Origin of the sequence: Methanobrevibacter thaueri (assembly GCF_015062905.1) — an archaeon.
Lineage (GTDB): Archaea > Methanobacteriota > Methanobacteria > Methanobacteriales > Methanobacteriaceae > Methanocatella > Methanocatella thaueri_A.
Genome location: NZ_SUTK01000032.1, coordinates 1 through 18,045, shown reverse-complemented (window position 1 = coordinate 18,045; position 18,045 = coordinate 1). Strand labels below are relative to the sequence as shown.

Annotated in this window: 19 protein-coding genes; 5 read left to right on the top strand and 14 right to left on the bottom strand. The window is 37.0% G+C overall.

Features of this window, described 5'->3' with window-relative positions; all coding sequences use genetic code 11:
• From E7Z79_RS06995 to E7Z79_RS06980, 4 genes are all read right to left on the bottom strand, one after another.
• Window positions 1-1,625 (bottom strand): Ig-like domain-containing protein (locus E7Z79_RS06995; protein ID WP_303739249.1); only part of this gene is annotated, 1,625 nt, incomplete at its 3' end.
• Between the two features lie 92 nt (window positions 1,626-1,717).
• Window positions 1,718-3,682, bottom strand: coding sequence for an excinuclease ABC subunit UvrB (gene uvrB, locus E7Z79_RS06990; RefSeq protein ID WP_303739248.1), 1,965 nt, complete (start codon window positions 3,680-3,682; stop codon window positions 1,718-1,720).
• Window positions 3,683-3,687: 5 nt separating this feature from the next.
• A complete protein-coding gene (locus tag E7Z79_RS06985) occupies window positions 3,688-3,978 on the bottom strand; it encodes a hypothetical protein (RefSeq protein WP_303739247.1) in 291 nt (96 codons plus the stop codon).
• 1 nt (window position 3,979) lies between these two features.
• Complete coding sequence (locus tag E7Z79_RS06980; RefSeq protein ID WP_303739246.1) at window positions 3,980-4,894, bottom strand: ribose-phosphate diphosphokinase; 915 nt, start codon at window positions 4,892-4,894, stop codon at window positions 3,980-3,982.
• A gap of 91 nt (window positions 4,895-4,985) precedes the next feature.
• Between E7Z79_RS06980 and E7Z79_RS06975 the strand changes: the two genes are divergently transcribed.
• The gene (locus tag E7Z79_RS06975; RefSeq protein WP_303739245.1) at window positions 4,986-5,498 is read left to right on the top strand and encodes a hypothetical protein; all 513 of its coding nucleotides are present in this window, start codon (window positions 4,986-4,988) and stop codon (window positions 5,496-5,498) included.
• On the opposite strand, the gene E7Z79_RS06970 is transcribed toward E7Z79_RS06975, so the two are convergent.
• The gene (locus E7Z79_RS06970; protein ID WP_303739244.1) at window positions 5,495-5,863 is read right to left on the bottom strand and encodes a zinc ribbon domain-containing protein; all 369 of its coding nucleotides are present in this window, start codon (window positions 5,861-5,863) and stop codon (window positions 5,495-5,497) included. The two genes, E7Z79_RS06975 and E7Z79_RS06970, sit on opposite strands and share 4 nt — an antisense overlap.
• Before the next feature lie 28 nt (window positions 5,864-5,891).
• Window positions 5,892-6,401, bottom strand: coding sequence for a GNAT family N-acetyltransferase (locus E7Z79_RS06965; RefSeq protein ID WP_303739243.1), 510 nt, complete (start codon window positions 6,399-6,401; stop codon window positions 5,892-5,894).
• 146 nt (window positions 6,402-6,547) lie between these two features.
• Here E7Z79_RS06965 and E7Z79_RS06960 point away from each other — a divergent pair, with 146 nt between their 5' ends.
• Window positions 6,548-7,027, top strand: a complete 480-nt coding sequence (locus tag E7Z79_RS06960; protein WP_303739242.1) for a hypothetical protein — start codon at window positions 6,548-6,550, stop codon at window positions 7,025-7,027.
• On the opposite strand, the gene E7Z79_RS06955 is transcribed toward E7Z79_RS06960, so the two are convergent.
• The gene (locus E7Z79_RS06955) at window positions 7,024-8,442 is read right to left on the bottom strand and encodes a Mur ligase family protein (protein WP_303739241.1); all 1,419 of its coding nucleotides are present in this window, start codon (window positions 8,440-8,442) and stop codon (window positions 7,024-7,026) included. The genes E7Z79_RS06960 and E7Z79_RS06955 overlap by 4 nt on opposite strands.
• Before the next feature lie 120 nt (window positions 8,443-8,562).
• Window positions 8,563-10,443: an ATP-dependent protease LonB gene (gene lonB / locus E7Z79_RS06950; protein ID WP_303739250.1), complete on the bottom strand. Its 1,881-nt coding sequence runs from the start codon at window positions 10,441-10,443 to the stop codon at window positions 8,563-8,565.
• A 973-nt stretch (window positions 10,444-11,416) separates the two neighbouring features.
• Here lonB and cobQ point away from each other — a divergent pair.
• Complete coding sequence (gene cobQ, locus E7Z79_RS06945; RefSeq protein ID WP_303739240.1) at window positions 11,417-12,943, top strand: cobyric acid synthase CobQ; 1,527 nt, start codon at window positions 11,417-11,419, stop codon at window positions 12,941-12,943.
• 127 nt (window positions 12,944-13,070) lie between these two features.
• Here cobQ and E7Z79_RS06940 read toward each other — a convergent pair whose 3' ends face one another.
• Both E7Z79_RS06940 and E7Z79_RS06935 read right to left on the bottom strand, forming a co-directional pair.
• A complete protein-coding gene (locus E7Z79_RS06940; RefSeq protein ID WP_303739239.1) occupies window positions 13,071-13,223 on the bottom strand; it encodes a hypothetical protein in 153 nt (50 codons plus the stop codon).
• Between the two features lie 205 nt (window positions 13,224-13,428).
• On the bottom strand, window positions 13,429-14,469 hold the full coding sequence (locus E7Z79_RS06935) for an aldo/keto reductase (RefSeq protein ID WP_303739238.1): 1,041 nt from the start codon (window positions 14,467-14,469) through the stop codon (window positions 13,429-13,431).
• Between the two features lie 137 nt (window positions 14,470-14,606).
• On the opposite strand from E7Z79_RS06935, the gene E7Z79_RS06930 reads away from it, so the two are divergent.
• Entirely contained in the window at window positions 14,607-15,386 is a 780-nt protein-coding gene (locus E7Z79_RS06930) for a class I SAM-dependent methyltransferase (protein WP_303739237.1), read from the top strand.
• 84 nt (window positions 15,387-15,470) lie between these two features.
• On the opposite strand, the gene E7Z79_RS06925 is transcribed toward E7Z79_RS06930, so the two are convergent.
• The 4 genes from E7Z79_RS06925 to E7Z79_RS09725 form a co-directional block, all read right to left on the bottom strand.
• Complete coding sequence (locus E7Z79_RS06925) at window positions 15,471-15,857, bottom strand: putative zinc-binding protein (RefSeq protein WP_303739236.1); 387 nt, start codon at window positions 15,855-15,857, stop codon at window positions 15,471-15,473.
• A 46-nt stretch (window positions 15,858-15,903) separates the two neighbouring features.
• Window positions 15,904-16,689, bottom strand: coding sequence for a DUF4013 domain-containing protein (locus tag E7Z79_RS06920; RefSeq protein ID WP_303739235.1), 786 nt, complete (start codon window positions 16,687-16,689; stop codon window positions 15,904-15,906).
• 236 nt (window positions 16,690-16,925) lie between these two features.
• Window positions 16,926-17,351: a hypothetical protein gene (locus E7Z79_RS06915; protein ID WP_303739234.1), complete on the bottom strand. Its 426-nt coding sequence runs from the start codon at window positions 17,349-17,351 to the stop codon at window positions 16,926-16,928.
• Window positions 17,352-17,386: 35 nt separating this feature from the next.
• Entirely contained in the window at window positions 17,387-17,581 is a 195-nt protein-coding gene (locus tag E7Z79_RS09725) for a hypothetical protein (RefSeq protein ID WP_369693439.1), read from the bottom strand.
• 190 nt (window positions 17,582-17,771) lie between these two features.
• On the opposite strand from E7Z79_RS09725, the gene E7Z79_RS06910 reads away from it, so the two are divergent.
• On the top strand, window positions 17,772-17,993 hold the full coding sequence (locus tag E7Z79_RS06910; protein WP_303739233.1) for a hypothetical protein: 222 nt from the start codon (window positions 17,772-17,774) through the stop codon (window positions 17,991-17,993).
• Window positions 17,994-18,045: the final 52 nt, after the last annotated feature.

Sequence of the window (18,045 nt, the reverse complement as noted above, 5' to 3'; positions counted from 1 at the left end):
TGATTCCATGTATGGAATACCAAAGCACAGCCACCTTTTTTAAGCTGTTTTAAAGCCTTGTTGAATGAACTTTTGTAGAAATAGCTGCATTTGAAATTGCATTTTTCCAAAGCATACTTAAGGCCGCTGGTACTTGAACCGCTGTATGAATTTGAACCTGCCTTCTGTCCCAGGTATTTTTCACAGTAATAGTTTCTCAAAACCTGACTGCACATACTGCATGAAGTAGGTCCGCAGGTATAGCCTGTATTCTGCACGTCCCTTACCTCAGGATAGGTATAGGATTTTCCCTTAAGGTTAGCGGTCACCTGATAAGGCCAATATCCATTCTTGTTTTTCTTAACGATTTTAGTGTTGATTGCCCTTTCAATCACATTCCATTTTTCCCTTTTTATGACATGGTAGAATTTCGGTTGCGCTTTGGATTTGAAGAATGTATATTTGCTTAATTTCTTATTAAGGAATAAGCAATAGGAGTCCCTTTTTAAGACTTCCTTATACTGTGCCTTCAAAACAGTGTATTTCATATCTCCATCTGCCATCACATATCTCCAGGTCATATAATCGACATCAGGAACTCCGTTCCTTAAAGGAATTCTGCTTTTCATAGGATTTTTTGCATCTCCCTTAATCCCTGTGACCTGCTTTGTTGCCACAGATGGACCAGCAGTGGAGGTTCCGGCAAATTCAACTTTGATATTGAGTGTGCCCTTGCCCTGATAAGGTTTGAAAACAAGGAATCCTTCGGAATTAGTTTTCTTATTGTAGACCTTGTTGTTTATAGTGATCTTTACAGGCTTGTTGGCTACTTCAGAGAGAACAGAGCTTTTTAAATATATCCTCAAATAACCGTTGGTCAAAAGTATGGAATTGCCTATTACAATAGAAGTTATCCTCAGGACATTTATATCCACAGTCTGGCTGATAGGATAATAATATCCATCACCTCCATAATTGATAGTTACGGAATGTTTTCCCAAACCCAGATTAACTGTATATGCCGCACGGCCGTCTGAATTGGTGTCATAAGTATACGTTTTGCCATCAACTTTAAATGATACAGGAACATCCAGAAGAGGATTTCCGTGAATATCCTTCAGATAAGCGCGAAGTTTCTCACCATTTACCAAGCTGGTTTTACCGATGTCGAGCTCAGTTATGATCTTATAGACCTTAATGTCAAAAGTTTGAGATACAGGAGCGTAATCGTCGTCACCTATGAAACTGACATTCAATACATAAGTATTGCCAGGCAAGTCCATTTTTAACCTTGCAATACCTTGGTCATTCGTAAAAAGATTGTGTTCCTTTTGATTTATTGTTGCTGTTAAATTTTTATTAATTAATGATGAATCATCATCAGGATCATGCAGAGAAATTTCAATCTCTTCACCCGTAGTGAGCTTTGATGCATTAATTTGAACAGTAGGAGTTTGTTTTTCTTGAGTATCTCCATCTGCTTTAATTTCATCTAAATTGTCACTTAATTCAATAGCATCAGCCGTATCATCACTCATCAGTGCATCCGTTGAATTGAGGTCACTTGCACTGACAAAAGAAACCGACAATACGGCGAATATCATCAAAATAAATGCAAATTTAACATGTTTTTTTGAAAATAACATTAGATATAGTTTTTAGTGAAAGGAGTATAAATATCTAATGATATTTACGGAAACCAAAAAAAATAGGAAAGATAAGGAAATTCAAAGCAGAACTATTTCTCAAATCCTTTTAGGGCATAAAGCTTGTTTCTTAAATCTGCCGCCCTTTCAAAGTCAAGTCTTGCAGCTGCATCTTTCATGTCCTTTTCCAAATCTCTGATTAGCAAATTGAGCTCATCTTTTGGTATTTTGCTAACGTCACGACCGATGCCCTTGTATTTTTCATCCTCTTCAGCAAGTTTTTCCTTAAGAGTCCTTTGAGTGGATTTCGGTGTGATTCCATGAACTTCGTTATATTTCATCTGCAGTTTGCGCCTTTTAAGGGTTGTATCGTATGCCTTTTGAACTGAATCGGTCATCTCATCAACATACATGATGACGCGCCCGTTCACGTTTCTTGCAGCACGTCCAATTGTCTGAATGAGGGAAGTTTCGTTTCTTAAGAATCCTTCCTTATCGGCATCCAAAATGGCTACAAGAGACACCTCAGGCAAGTCCAAACCTTCACGAAGAAGGTTTACACCCACAAGAACATCAAACTTGCCTCTCCTCAAATCATCAACAATGTCGATTCTCTCCAAAGTATCGATTTCGGAGTGCATGTACCTTACCTTAACTCCGATTCTTGCATAATAATCTGTCAGGTCCTCTGCCATTCTTTTTGTGAGTGTTGTGACCAGCACCCTTTCATCCTTTTCTGCGGTTAACCTTACCTCCTTAAGAAGGTCCTCAACCTGGCCAGTTACGGGACGAATCAATACTTCAGGGTCAACCAGACCGGTAGGCCTGATGATCTGCTCAACCACGTTACGAGATTTTGCCAGTTCATATGGTCCCGGTGTTGCTGACACATAGATGACCTGATTTACAGATGATTCAAACTCATCAAATCTCAATGGCCTGTTTTCCTTAGCTGACGGCAATCTGAAACCGTGTTCAACCAGGGTTTCCTTACGTGCACGGTCCCCATTATACATTCCGCGAATCTGCGGAACAGTCACGTGGGATTCATCGATTATTGTAAGAAAGTCGTCCGGGAAATATTTTAATAATGAATACGGTTTTTCACCCCATTCCCGTCCGGACAAATGCATTGAATAATTCTCTACCCCAGGACAATATCCCATTTCCTGAAGCATTTCAATGTCAAAGCGGGTTCTCTGCTCAAGCCTTTGAGCCTCCAATATTTTACCCATTGAATTTAACTCTGAAAGCCTTTCGTCCAATTCGTTTTTAATCTTTGAAAGCGCAATATCCATCTTGTCCTGACCGACAACGAAGTGCTTTGCGGGGAAAATCATGTATCTTTTTAGGGATTCCTGCTTTTTACCGGTTACCTTATCAATTATGCTTATTGCATCAATCTCATCACCGAAGAGCTCTATCCTAATTGGAGGAGTTCCATGAACCGGATTGATTTCAATGACATCTCCCCTTACTCTGAACTGACCCCTGTCAAATTCGATGTCATTTCGCTCATACTGCATGAATACCAGTCTGGACAAGATTTCTGAGCGTTCATAAATGTCGCCAACTGCAATTCCAAAAGCAAATTCACCATAGTCTTCAGGAGAACCTATACCGTAAATGCAGCTTACGCTGCTAACAACAATAACATCATCCCTTGACAGCAAGGACTGGGTGGCTGAATGCCTCATTATGTCAATGTCATCATTGATTGAGGCTTCCTTATCGATGAAAGTGTCTGTTCTAGGCACATAGGCTTCAGGCTGATAGTAATCATAATAGCTGACAAAATACTCAACGGCATTGTCCGGGAAGAATTCCTTGAATTCCTCATACAATTGGGCAGCAAGGGTCTTGTTGTGTGATATGACAAGGGTAGGCTTCTGGACCTTCTCAATAACGTTTGCCATAGTGAAGGTCTTACCTGAACCTGTCACCCCCAAAAGGGTTTGTTCCCTTATGCCGTCATTTATACCTTGGGCTAATGAGTCAATGGCTTTTGGTTGATCCCCCAATGGCTTATAGGGAGATTTTAGCTTGAATTCCTTCATGATATCTAGTTTGTAATTGTGATATTGAAACTAACGTGGATATAGCTTGGAGAGCAGCACGGAGTGACCCTTTGGTCCCTTACAATTAACTCCCCATAGCCTTTCAATTGCTTATTCAAATCTTTTATGACATTAGGAACTATTTCAGTATTGTAAATTTTAAGGGAACCCAGAAATACAGTCTTTGCAGACATGTTCATGATTGAAATGTCTTCGACAACATCCGGTTCCGAATATTTTGTCAGAATGCCGTTGGATTTTTCTATGAGTTCCTTCTTAATAGCTTCCTTATCCATTTCATTCCCTCAAAGCATCGGCAATGGATTTTGCAAGAGATACGCGTGAAGTGTCTGAAGATAAACTGTTTGTTCCAATGATCTTATTGGCACCGGCAGCATATATTCTTACAGCACCGTTATTGGTTAAAATCGGGTGTACGCAACATACATCAACAGAGGATGCACCATACTGCTTCAGGATGTTGATTGCATTGACAATGGTTCCTCCTGTGGCGATGATGTCGTCAATAATGATTGCATGCATGCCTTTAACTGAATCGACATTGACAGTGTTTTCACTTTCACTGTCGCATCTGACATCCACGATTTTGGTTTCAACCTTGTCAGGTCCTAATCGTACTTTTGTCAGATATGTGCAGTCGCATCCGATGATTTCGGATATTTCCTGTGCAAAGCCGTATGCACCCTTATCAGGAGCAATGACCAATGGCTTTTCATCGGTTTTCTTGAAGAATTTCTTGTTCAGGTATTCTGCAATGGCAGGCATTGCTGAGATGTTTCTTGCAGGAATGTCAAAGAAGTTTAAAACGCATTCCTCGTGAATGTTGAAAGTGATGAATTCATCAGCGCCGGCCGCTTGAATCAATTCACAAATGATTTTAGCTGAAATTGTCTCACCAGGATTGAAACGTTTTTCCTGTCTGGCATAACCCATATATGGGACAACTGCCCTCACTTTCTTTACACCCAAATCCTTAAGGTTTGCAATAATGAACAATAATTCCATCAGATTTTCATCCTGAGGATATCCAGTTGACTGAATAACGGTGACTTCATCTTCAAGTTCACCATTGATTCTTAAATACCGTTCACCATCAGGAAACTTACGGGTTTCCACATAACATAATTCTTCGTCGAGTTCGCGTGCAACATGAGCTGCTAAGTCTTGAGAAGCTGAACCACCTATAATCACAATATCACCAAAATTCTATTTGAAATAATATATGTTTTTGATAATTAAAAAGGTTAAGTATTAATATTATAAACGAGTATAAAATTTTAATATGAAAAAATTACAATTAATTATCCTAACAATAGTGGCAATACTTGTATTAGTTATGGCATCCACACTCGTTAGCCCAATTCTAATAGTCTGTGAGGATATGGGCGAGGATGGAAGTATTGATATGGCTGCAACCTTTTCAGTTGCGGGATTTGAATGGATTTATCCGGGAAGTTCCTTTAATTCAGAAGGACAAACCTTGCATAATGTCCATATAGACAATCCTCAAGACCCGTATGGTGCTGCCCGTGACATAATGAGCTATACCTATCACTTTACACCACATATAGTTGTTAGTTTAAGCAGTGAAGGTGCTGAAGCAATATTCGGCGGCAACATTGTAGATGACATCCGTGCAAACGACGCATATAACGGTTATGAAGGTAACGAGAACGTTCCGGGAACCATGTCAAGAGGGGATGCGATAGACACCGCAATGGGCCAAAACATACCTAATCTTCTTCAGGTACCCGTTCAGATATTGCTTGGAAAAATCACTTTCCACTTTGTCTAGTGAAACATCACATAGAATGAAAGTGATACACCAACCAATGAAATCATCATCATTATTAACCCATGTTTTCTTAAGGTCGGATGTTTTGATTGTACCAGATAAAAAGGCATGAAAAATCCAAAAAAAGTGAAAACCGCAAAACTTGTATGCTTTGAGATCAATCCGACAACAAAGCCACTCCAGGACAAGAATATGGTTGCGATATATGCGGCCAATAGTGCCTTCTTATTCACTCGAAGCTGTTCAGGCCTATAAACATAAACATTGTTAGGCCTTAAACCTTCAACAAGCGGAGTGCCGCATTTTGCACAAAAATCATAATCGTCCTGATTAACAAATCCGCAGTTTTTGCATGTTCTTACCATAGTTAAAATTAATATTTCTTAATATAAATTATTTTTCCAACTTCATGGCCACTTCCTGAAAGAATTCACCCAAATAATTTTCATTGACCAATTCGGAATAATATTTGAACCCTAACTTTTCCAAAACTCTTTTTGATTGATTGTTTTCAATCCTGTAACTTGCATAAATCTCATCGACATCCAATTCATCGAATGCTCTTCTGATTAATGCCTGTGATGCTTCAAAAGCATAGCCGTTTCCCCAGTATTCCTCACCGATCCAGTAACCGAGCTCGACTGCACCTTCACCCCACCAGTGGTTTGTGTCCGGATGGAACAGCAGCCCAACACATCCGATGGCAACATCATCTTTTACGACAGCATAGGTTTCCCTTTTTGAAAAGACAGTTCGGATAATATTCAAGCTATCTTCAACGTTTTCATGAGGTGGCCAGCCTGCAATCGGACCGATATTCGGATTTTTGGCAAAGTGATAGAGGCATTCAGCATCACTTTCCTCCCATGGCCTTAAAATCAAGTTAGGTGTTTTTATAATCATTGATTAAATTATGTTTCAAACAACTATAAAAATAATCCTAAACAAAGTTAATTACAGAAATTAAATAACTAATGTATATCTATCAAAACAAATCATTGGAACAGATTACTTGCTTCCATTAAATGAAAAATACGGAGAATTTTCTGATGAATATTGAAGAAACCATTAAAAATATCAGAGCTTCATGCGATAATTATGTAGACCCAAACCTGCTTGCTTTCATCATCGCTGACGATTTTCATATGGGCACCAACAACATACTTGAAATTAAGGGCTACGGCATCGACGATGATGATTCATATGAGGAAAGACTTTTGAAAATCCATGAAAAGGAAAATGTCTTCATACCTGTAGGAATGATGGTCTTCATGCCCATCATCAATGAATGTGACCTGTTTTGCGAAAGGGACTATAATCTGAAACTCACACAGGAAGAGTTCGACGAGTATGCAGATGAAGAAGAGAAACTGTTCGGAATATTGATTAAAAAAGGTAGTGACGAGTATATTATTGGAAAAACAGACACCTGCAACTGCAGCATAGACGCATCTTTTGAAAAAATTGAAAAAAAGGAAAATGAATTCTATAAGAAAATAGAAGAAATAATCAGTGAAAAGATAATCTAGTCGAAGTTTCTTTTTATTTCTTCCCACATTGCCTGCTCTTCGCCGCAACCAGTCATTATAATGTAATTGTACTTGGACTGCTTGGCGAATTCTGTTAACTTTTCAATCCTTTCATTCATTGGATCATAAGGCAACGGAGAAAATTCAGCACAGTCGAAATCCTTTTTGATTATCTCATAATACTCTTTAGCTTTTTCTATTGATTTTCTTCCCGGAACGACAATGATATGATCAGGATTCATGCTTTTGATTACTTCGTAATGGTCTTCAAATATCTCCTCTTCATCCACATCAGGAGTGGTGTAGATAAATTCCAAAGGACCGTCGACAAACTGGTTCATGAATCTTGCATTGATTTTTATCGCATCACCATTGTCCCCCTGACCGATTCCTATGAACTTGTCATTGTATCTGACCACCTCAAACCTTCCAGGCGGGATAAATGACATGTCCAGATTATTGAAAACGCTTTCCACCTTGCTTTTGATGTTTTCTGTTTTCGGTGTGAAAGTCGCATAAGCGGTAATTGATGACAATGTATTGTAAATGTTATGTATGCCGAAAGGAGGAACTGTTAGATTTACCTCAAACTGGACGTTTTTAGAAACTGCATAATTAAATACATCACCGACGATTGTCAATTTCCAATTGTCAGCATTGAATTCGACATTGGTCAATTTGACATTTGGTTCAGGCCTCTTAAATCCACATTTACATGAATAAAGTCCCCTATGACCTAAGAACCTCATTGAATAGTCCAAAGTTTCGCCACAGTTAGGGCATTGAATAGGACTTGCATCATCGTCCACGATATCATCAATAGCCAAACCGTAATAATTCACTTTAACGTCCTTTTCCTTATTGAGTCCGATTAATGCGGTTCTTGGATCATCACAGTTGGTAATGACCACTCCCCTGGTCATGCCTTCGGACAGCAAAACCTTAGCCTTGTAATAGTCTTCAAACGGATTTTTAACACCTGCCACAGCAGTGTGCTCTTTAGAAATGGTAGTGTAGACAACACCAATTGGATTGATTAATCTTTGGACTGTGTCCGGAATTCCATACTTCAAGTTACGGATTCCATATTCAAAAATTCCCAAGTCTCCCTTCTGATTCAGGATTGCAGTGACAATTGAATGGATGGTATTGTTTTCAAAACTTTTTCTGAATTCAATATCTCCTGTCATCAACTTGATAAATAAAGTGGTAGTAGTGGTTTTTCCATTTGTTCCGGTAATAAGTACTGAACCTATCTTTAAATCCTTTGCAAGTTCAGAAATTGCTTCATGACCTCCAACTCTGTCGAATGCATATCCGGGGATATTTTTACCTCCCCCAGGACCTATTTTTGAAAGTTGAGTCACTACTTTACCAGATAATTTTGCCATATTAAACTTTAATCTACTAACCATGATAATACCTTTTTATTATAAAATATTTATAATTAATGGACAACTGACAAAAATAAACAAAAATAGAAAAAAGAGTTATAAATAGATATAAAAAAATAAAAAATATATAAAAATATCCAACTAGTTGGTAGTTGGATTATTGATACTTGTTTGTGGGACCTTATCAGCCACTTTGGAGCCGATGTTTCTCATTTTCTCAATCAGCTTATCCTTGTTGGAACCGCTGATTAAAATGTTTTCCAAAACATCACTCAAGGTTTCAGTCGGAATGATTTCAATCATGTCCTCGTATTTCTTCTCAATCATGACATCTTTCATGTTGGATTTAGGAATCAATACCTTTTTCATTCCAGCTTCAGCAGCGGCCTCGATTTTGGCGGTTGCTCCACCGATAGGCATTACGTCTCCACGCACATTCAGTGAACCGGTCAGTGCGACAGTCTGGTCGATTGGAATCTCTTCAATAGCGGATATCACAGCTGTTGCAATACTTACACTTGCAGAGTCACCTTCAACACCATCATAGGTCTGGATGAACTGAATGTGAATGTCATACTGGGAGATATCCTTGTTGGTGTATTTTTTAATCAATGCACTGACGTTTTGAACTGATTCCTGAGCGATTTCACCTAATTTACCGGTAGCGATAATTTGACCACCGTTTTTGGATTGTGTCGGTGCTGCTTCAGCTGCAATCGGTGATACAATTCCACTTCTATCTCCAATTACTGCAAGTCCATTGATAAGACCAACTCTTCCACCTTCAGCAGATACCATACTGTAGTCTTTTCTTTGCATGATGGATCTGTCTGCTATTTGCTGTTCGAGGGTTCTTGCATATTTCTTAGCTTCAACCACATGTTCTGCAGTTACAATATCTGAGCCTTTTTCAATAGCAACATCTCCTGCGGAACGTACAAGTCCACCTAAATCCCTTAATCTTAAGGTCAATGCGTTCTGCTTGCCTGATCTTCTTTTTGCTTCCATGATGATTTCATCCAATGCATCGGTCGCAAAGTGAGGGATTCTTCCATCATTTTTGACTTCCTGAGCTACGAACTGAACAAGTTTTTCCCTGTTTTCAGTTGTATCATCCATGTAGTCTTTCATGAATACTTCATATCCGTATCCCCTGATTCTTGATCTCATTGCTATGTGCATTCCTTCAAGAACCTGAAGGTTTCCTGATGCCACAAGTACAAAGTCACATGGTACTGCCTGGGACCTAACCATTGCACCGGATGAGTTTTCGCTTTGACCGGTGATTGAATACTGCTTTTCCTGCATTGCAGAGAGCAATTCCTGTTGGGTCTTCATGCTCATTGTACCTATTTCATCAATGTACAAAACTCCCTTGTTGGCCTTGTGAATCATACCTGCCTCAACACGCTCGTGTGCAGGAGTTCCTAAACCTCCTGATTGGTATGGGTCGTGACGTACATCTCCTAAGAGTGCACCGGCATGAGCACCGGTTGCATCCATGAATGGAGCAAACCTTGCCTCTTCGTTATTGACCAACAATTTCGGAGACATGTTATTTGTTTTCGGTTTTATCTGTATTGATATGAGTAAGATTAATGCTGCTGCAATAATTGATTCAAGCAATCTTCCATACATGAATCCGATTACTAATATTCCTCCTATTGCAAACATTGTAATAATTGTTTTTCTTTCTTCGTGACCTTTAGCGGAGCCTTTAGTTGCTCTCACTATCTTTTTACCTTCACCTGCAGGTACTGTTCTGATTAATGGATGGTTGTTGTCTTCCACATTAGGATATACTAATACATCTTGAAGAACTTCATGTGGTAATATTTGCGCCATACCTTTAGCAAGCATTGATTTTCCGACACCCGGATCACCAATGAGCAAAACGTTTCTTCTTTGTTTTGCAGCTTTCTTAATTGTTTCAATGGACTCTTCATGCCCAATGACTTGATCAATTAATAAAGGTGGAACTTCAATATCTTGTGAGCTTTTGATATTATTATAATCTAACATAGGTTTGGTTTCTTCACCATCATCTTCCTTGATTTCAGGTTCAAGGACCACTTCGGTAGAATCTTCAATTGATTCTTTTTCTTCAAATTTCATAAACAAACCTCACTTGTATTAAATTCATCATTAAAAAATTAAGTTTCATATACTATTTAAATATATTTAAGAATCCACGATATATAAAAAGTTTTCGATTTTAGTAACTTTTATTTACTAAAATAATTTCTATAAAAAATTTAAACGATGATAAAAATAAGTAATATCAAAAAATATAAAAATTATTAAAATTCAATTGTTATTAAAAAAATACAAATAAAAATGTATTATTTATAAATAAAAGAATTATAATAAAAAATAGGCAAAAATATATATTATAAATAGATATATTAATTATTGTAAGATAAATTTTCAATAATTTATTCTTACTAATCGATTTTGAAGGTATGATTTAACATCAGTTTTATAAACCCCAGATGTAATCCAAAATCATACCTCAAATGAGATTAATTAAATCCCATACTTGAAACATAACGAATAGCAAATTTTAAAAAAAAAGAGAGTAAGTGCTGAGGATAACACTTACTTTATAGTGATTTTAGCTTTTTTGGTTACCTTGCCATAGTATTTGTTTCCTTTATAGGTAACTGTTGCCTCTTTTGATTCTGTTCTAATTTTTTCATGTTTCTTATCAGACGGGTTCTTTACTGTTAATCACCATTATCTTTCAAATTCTCTGACATCAAATTCTGAATCAGCATTTGCCCAACATGATAAAAAATCAATTTAAATTTAGGAATAACAACTCCATTTTCTTTTAAGAATGTTTTTATCCTATTCCATTATCTAAAATAGTTGTTTTAACTTGTTTTTTCTCAACTTGATGCCTATCAAACTGAATTAAATCTTTTCTAAGAAAATAAGATTAATTCAAACTGATTTTTAAATTATTTATAATATTAATTCAATATATCTATACATGGCAAAATGTATCATGGTTCAGGGAACTTCATCAAACGCTGGAAAAAGCATGCTCGTGGCGGCACTATGCAGAATATATAAGAACAGAGGATATAATGTAGCACCTTTCAAATCCCAAAACATGTCACTGAACTCCTACACCACAAAGGAAAACGGTGAAATTGGAATTGCCCAGATGCTGCAGGCGGAAGCCGCAATGATTGAACCGAGCATACACATGAATCCTGTCCTTCTGAAACCGAAGGGAGATTTCACATCCAATGTAATCATCCAGGGAAAATCAATAGGTGACATGAACTTCTATGACTACCAGCACAAATACCATGATGATGCATTCAACGCCATCAAGGAAAGCTTCAAGATACTTTCCAATGAATACGATGTAATAATCATTGAAGGGGCAGGCTCTCCGGCTGAAATCAACATGCGTGACCAGGATATAGCAAATATGGAGATAGCCCACCTCGCAGATGCAAACGTAATCCTTATAGCAGACATTGAGATGGGAGGAGTCTTTGCGGCAATAGCCGGAACATACGTTTTGCTTGACGATTATGACAGGTCCCGCCTCAAAGCGACAGTGATCAACAAGTTCAGAGGAAATCTGGATATCCTCAAACCGGGTCTTGACAGGATTGAAGAGATAACCGGAGAACCCGTATTGGGAGTGCTGCCGTATGACGAAACATTAAGGCTTCCAGAAGAGGATTCAGCATCACTGACAACACACGTCTTTGCAGAGGATAAGGACATAACCATCGGAGTCATCAGACTTCCAAAAATAGCCAATTTCACAGACATAGACCCTTTCGAGTATGAAAGCGACGTGGCACTTAAAATGATTGGTGTAAACGATGAAATCGGGGACGTTGATGCAATAATAATTCCTGGAACCCGTAACTCAACAGAGGACATGTTTGCACTTCACGAAAGCGGTCTCGCCGAAAAGATAATTGAAAAATCCAGCGAAATTCCAATCGTGGGGATCTGTGGCGGCCTGCAGATTTTAAGTAACATCATCTATGATGAGGACAAGCGCGAATCAAAGCATGGAACAATTGAAGGTCTTGGTCTTCTGGACATTGAATCAAGCTTTTCAAGAGCCGGAAAAATAGTTACACAATCTGTTGCAACAATACCTGACGATTTGAACGGCATTGCAGGAGAAATATTTAAAAACATAACTGGTGAAGAGGTAAGCGGATACGAAATCCATGAAGGAACAACAGAACTCTTAAACTCCAAAGCATTACTGAACATCAAAAAAGGCCAAGGAAACAACGATGAAGGACTGATTGATGGAGCAAGCAATGGAAATGCATTTGGAACATATTTCCACGGAATATTTCACAACTATAATTTCAGAAGGGAATTCCTGAACTATCTAAGGGTTAAAAAAGGTCTTGATGCCAGATATGGTGAAGATCCTTACGAAACACAAAAGGATTATTCCCTAAACAGGTTGGCCGAGATCGTTGAAGAGAACCTTGATATGGACATCATCGACAGCCTGCTATTTGAATGAAAATCGCCGAAAGATTCTATTGAAAAACTCTTTTTTTCTATTATGTCCAATCAGGAACTTGTAAAACAAAAATTGTGAAAGTTAAAAGATAATTTAACTTCCTATTTTTCTTATTTAAAAGAATATATTAATCTTTTACAAATACTAGTCTATAAACACCATATAAAAACAATATGGTTGGAGCAATAAGTGCATGGGAGTTACCAGTCATTAAAAATGAAATAATCCCAATAATCAAAACCAATACTCCGCCAATAAACCATTCCATTGACCTGTTCATTTTTGTACCTCCATAATATATATTATTAATATAATATAAAAACTATTTTTAAAATATTTGAATTGCCTTGTAATATTATAAACAACTTTGAGTTTTGTCTGACCAGTGAAAATCACTTCTGTGTCCAGGTTGAGTGTTAATTCAACGAAATCAAGCAACTAAAATAGAAAGAAAAATAACTTATCAAAAACTAGGTTTTTAAAGTCTAAATCTTATTTTTAGTGTGTTTTGCCCAGACTTTCTCGTTATCGCTGGCTGAAACCTTGTTGTCCGCCATCACACCCACCAAATCATGGGCGACATACGGCTCTTCAAGATAGCTAATGTCATCTGAGGACAGCTTCAAATCAACTGAGTTGACAGCACCTTCGACATGATGCAATTTGGTGGCTCCAACGATAGGAGAAGTGACTTTTGTAAGCAGCCACGCAAGGGACACTTCAGTCATTGACACTTCGTAATTTCTCGCTAACTCATCGACCCTTTTTATGATTTCTGAATCCTGGGCTTCTGTTGACTGGTATTTTAATTTCGCATAGAAATCCTCTTTCATTCTTTTGGAATCATTTCCAGGAAGCCTTGACAGCCTTCCGGATGCAAGGGCGCTGTAAGGTGTTGTTGCAATATTGTCAGTTTTACACAGAGGAATCATTTCACGCTCTTCCTCTCTGAAAATCAGGTTATAATGCCCTTGGATGGATACAAACTTTGCAAATCCTTCGCTTTCGGCAAGCGCATTTGCCTTTGCAAGCTGCCATGCAAAACAATTGGATATGCCGATGTATTTAACCTTGCCCTCTTCGATTACCTCATTCAAACCTTCCAGAATATCATAAAGAGGAGTGTTGTAATCCCACATGTGGTAAATGTAAAGGTCGATGTAATCGAGGCCAAGGTTTGCAAGGCTCTTTTCGACCATGTTGTGAATGTGCTTCTGGCCTGTGACGTTATTCTTAATGTCCTCTTCTGATCTTGGCAGAAACTTGGTTGCAACCACAACCTCATCCCTTGAGGCATTTTCACGAATTGCCTTTCCGACATACTGTTCGGATGTTCCGTTCTGATATCCTATAGCAGTGTCATAGAAATTTATTCCATTATCAAGTCCGTTGGTTATTATCTCTATTGATTCCGCTTCAGGCAGCGTCCATGTATGCATTCCGTTTTGTGGGTCCCCGAATCCCATACATCCCATGCAGACACGGCTCACATTTAAATTTGAATTTCCGAGTTTGACATATTTCATAAAATATAATCTGTAACTTAAGTAAGAAATAATTTACTGATTCATAGATGTCTAAAAAAATTTAGGTATACCTAAAAATTTATATAGTATTGGACACAACTATTACATAAATCAAAACAACCCACGGAGGAAAACTTATGAATTTAGAAGGTGTAGAAAAAACCATGCTTTTGACATTGTTTGCAAAAGCAAAACATTCACAGCAAAAGAACCACAAATTCTATGATTCAAAGGCAATAGAAGTCATGTCTAAAGTTGATTATGATTTCAGTATAGCTGAAAAGGACAAATTTATGCAAATGGGCACCATTGCAAGAACAATAGTGCTGGACGAAATGGTCGGCGAATACATAAAAGTCCACCCGGAATGCACAATCGTGAATATCGCATCAGGAATGGATACACGCTTCAACAGACTGGACAACGGCAGAATCAACTGGTATAATGTTGATTTGGAAAACTCCGCCAAATACAGATTGAAATACATTGAAGATACAGACAGGGTAAAAACACTTGCATATTCCGCAATGGATTCCGGCTGGACCCAGGAGATCACAATAAGAAATGATGTCCTGTTCATTGTTGAGGGATTGACAATGTATCTGAATCAGAATGACGTTGAAAGCATCATAAACATAATAGATGAGAATTTTGACAGGTGCACAATATTCATGGAAATAATGCCGCCGATTTCAGTTAAGAATACTAAAGAGGAATCAATAGAGGAAACAAACTCCAAATTCATATGGGGCGTTGAAAAAGGAAATGAACTGACAAAATTCAACAATAATTTTAAATGGATTAAAGACGTTAATCTATTTGACGGAGTCAACATCTACAAGCCCCATTACAGAATAGTCACCTGGCTTCCACTGCTAAGAAAAAGGATGGATTATATTGCCGTTCTTGAAAAATAAGAAATAATCTTTTTTAGCAAGTGCAAAATGAGCGCTTGCTAAAAATCAAATATGAACAAATTTAATTTTTTTGTTAATAGAAAATTACAATATATTTTCGACTATTGTTTTATTTAATTCTTCAGTTATTATTTTCACACATTCTTCAGCTTCACTGTCCAATCTGAAGGGATCCTTTGCAGATACTTCAAGGCCATCTAAAATTTCATTGACTGCAATTGTTCCAGCTACATCAATTCCCTTATTTTTAAGAATTTTGTTGACACAACCATTTGGACATCCGTTGACGGCAACAATCGGATACTTTTTAAGCATCTCGTCATTCTTTCCCTCAATATCCGCTGAAGTCGAACCCATGCAAATGGATATTACGTTTTCATTTTCCTTTCTGCAGTCCCCGACAGCCACGCGGGACACCAAACCGTTAGGACTCATGCCGTTGCATGGAGCCAATGCAATTTTTTCTACCATATTATCATTTACCTTTAAAAATCTCCAAAACTGAAAAACAGAAGAGTCATGATTCAGATGGGGAATGGTCACTTTCTTCTTTTTCTTTTTCTTTAACAGTTCTATAAATGAAACCAATACCCCAAAATTGAGTTATGAACATTAATAGGGCCGCAAAAACACCCCAAACAAAATTTAAAATATCAAATGGAATCTGAATAACTGTAAGATATGCAAAAAATACCATGGCAAGTACAATAAAAGTGTAATCCTTTGCATAATTCCTCCACCCGATTGTATCGATATCTTTTTTAATACCCCTTACATCCAAAGCTGATTTTAAGCTGCCAGTATCGGCAAGGCGGGCCAATGCGATTTCCATGAAAAATACTGTAATATAAAATAAGACAGCCCCTACAACAATAAAAACTAATGTATCAACAGGATTATGGGAATACAATAAGTGAATGGTTTCAGAAGTGTCAATCAACATGTCTTCCAAATCAAAGTGAGGAAAATCCAAAGGAGAACAGATAAAATCTAAAATATAACCCTGAATACCTACATAAATTGAATATACAAAAACAGATTTAAATCCCAATATTAATACATCTTTAAACATGATTTTTGGCAATCTAACGCCATAATTCATAATATCACGAGTAATTGACAACCCATAACCAAAAAATGCTATGTCCATAATCAATGCAATAAAAAATGCCTGAATGGAATCAACATCCTCAAAATATAAATCAAAAAAAACCCATACACAACATAAAAGCAAAATTAGTAAAAAGAATAGCTTGTTATATGTGCTATACTCCCATACTTTTTTCATTCTATACAGTGGCATGAATATTCCCTCAATTATTATTTTAAAGAATTAAATAAATAAATCTAACGAATTAAAAGTAAAAAAAAATATGCCATAGAAATAATTAATCATACCTGCACTACCAGAATTTAAATCAACATCAGTCGGATTTTCAATGGCTGAATGAGAAGCTAAGAAAACTAATATAACTACAATAAGAATTTACTCGATTATACAATATTTCAAAAAAATAGTTAACAGCATATGGAATGCTGTTAGGAAGCTTTATCAATTTTTATTGGCTTGAATTTGTTTAAATCATTGAACTCTTGGAGATATTTAAGACATTCATTGGTTTTGCCTTTGTCATCGCCATCAAAGAAAGAGTCCACAACATATTGGTCATCATCTATCTTGACAATCTCCAAAGCGCCTGATCTTTCCTTAACTGAATCAAAATATTCAGCATATGTGTCGTTAATAATTTTCACCTGACGGTCATCAGTTGTATTGAAATAGTCATCATGGTCGACAAATGAGCTGTATGTATTCATTTCCATTTCAAAATCACCCTTAGTGAAAGTAACGGGATCCCTTTCAAAACCAATAGGCGCATTATAGTCAGTTATGCCTACAGCTGAAACCGCACCGACAAAAAATATCAAAAATATCAAAGATACAAACATCAATTTAAGTTTCATAATATTCACCCCAATTTTTAAAAGTTCTAAGTATATTAAGCCAATTTGTATGCATCATAAGCTGCAAAGAGACAATAAATCACATCCACAACTACAGCCATAAGCTGATATATGTCATTGGTGAAATTACCTATACTATAGAATATTATGGTAATTATAAGAAATATTATTCCTCTTTTTATAGCTCCCGCATAGATTTGACCTACTCCGGGAATTAAAAATGAAGCTATTGCTGCAACAATTGGATTCGCTATTATTTTCCTCCTCTAAATTTTATAATTATAGATTTGTTAAAAATATCATATATATCTATCACAACACATGAAAACCCCATTTAAAATGAAAATGTAAAGTATTTTCCACAAATTATATTAGGTATTCCTAAAACTTTATATGAAAAAACATATTGAGGTGATTAATTTGGTGGAAAGCGACGCAGTGACTAACGGAATTTTTTCATTTTTCATTCCAGGTTTGGGCCAGGCAATCGAGGGATACAAACTCAGAGGAGCAATATTTTTCATAATTGCAGTCATCATATCTGGGGTATTCATCTATTTCCATTTGAATCAGACCATACCTCACATAATATCTGTTGTCTACGGCCTTATTGCAGCATACGACGCATACAGATTATATTAATGGAGTATGGCCGATTCAATATTCCTTTCAACAATACAATCATAACTTTTAT

Bases quoted from the DNA above. Each gene is read 5' to 3' on its own strand.
- uvrB (WP_303739248.1), bottom strand. From the start codon at position 3,682: ATGAAGGAATTCAAGCTAAAATCTCCCTATAAGCCATTGGGGGATCAA.
- E7Z79_RS06985 (WP_303739247.1), bottom strand. From the start codon at position 3,978: ATGGATAAGGAAGCTATTAAGAAGGAACTCATAGAAAAATCCAACGGC.
- E7Z79_RS06975 (WP_303739245.1), top strand. From the start codon at position 4,986: ATGAAAAAATTACAATTAATTATCCTAACAATAGTGGCAATACTTGTA.
- E7Z79_RS06970 (WP_303739244.1), bottom strand. From the start codon at position 5,863: ATGGTAAGAACATGCAAAAACTGCGGATTTGTTAATCAGGACGATTAT.
- E7Z79_RS06965 (WP_303739243.1), bottom strand. From the start codon at position 6,401: ATGATTATAAAAACACCTAACTTGATTTTAAGGCCATGGGAGGAAAGT.
- E7Z79_RS06960 (WP_303739242.1), top strand. From the start codon at position 6,548: ATGAATATTGAAGAAACCATTAAAAATATCAGAGCTTCATGCGATAAT.
- E7Z79_RS06955 (WP_303739241.1), bottom strand. From the start codon at position 8,442: ATGGTTAGTAGATTAAAGTTTAATATGGCAAAATTATCTGGTAAAGTA.
- lonB (WP_303739250.1), bottom strand. From the start codon at position 10,443: ATGTTAGATTATAATAATATCAAAAGCTCACAAGATATTGAAGTTCCA.
- cobQ (WP_303739240.1), top strand. From the start codon at position 11,417: ATGGCAAAATGTATCATGGTTCAGGGAACTTCATCAAACGCTGGAAAA.
- E7Z79_RS06940 (WP_303739239.1), bottom strand. From the start codon at position 13,223: ATGAACAGGTCAATGGAATGGTTTATTGGCGGAGTATTGGTTTTGATT.
- E7Z79_RS06935 (WP_303739238.1), bottom strand. From the start codon at position 14,469: ATGAAATATGTCAAACTCGGAAATTCAAATTTAAATGTGAGCCGTGTC.
- E7Z79_RS06930 (WP_303739237.1), top strand. From the start codon at position 14,607: ATGAATTTAGAAGGTGTAGAAAAAACCATGCTTTTGACATTGTTTGCA.
- E7Z79_RS06925 (WP_303739236.1), bottom strand. From the start codon at position 15,857: ATGGTAGAAAAAATTGCATTGGCTCCATGCAACGGCATGAGTCCTAAC.
- E7Z79_RS06920 (WP_303739235.1), bottom strand. From the start codon at position 16,689: ATGCCACTGTATAGAATGAAAAAAGTATGGGAGTATAGCACATATAAC.
- E7Z79_RS06915 (WP_303739234.1), bottom strand. From the start codon at position 17,351: ATGAAACTTAAATTGATGTTTGTATCTTTGATATTTTTGATATTTTTT.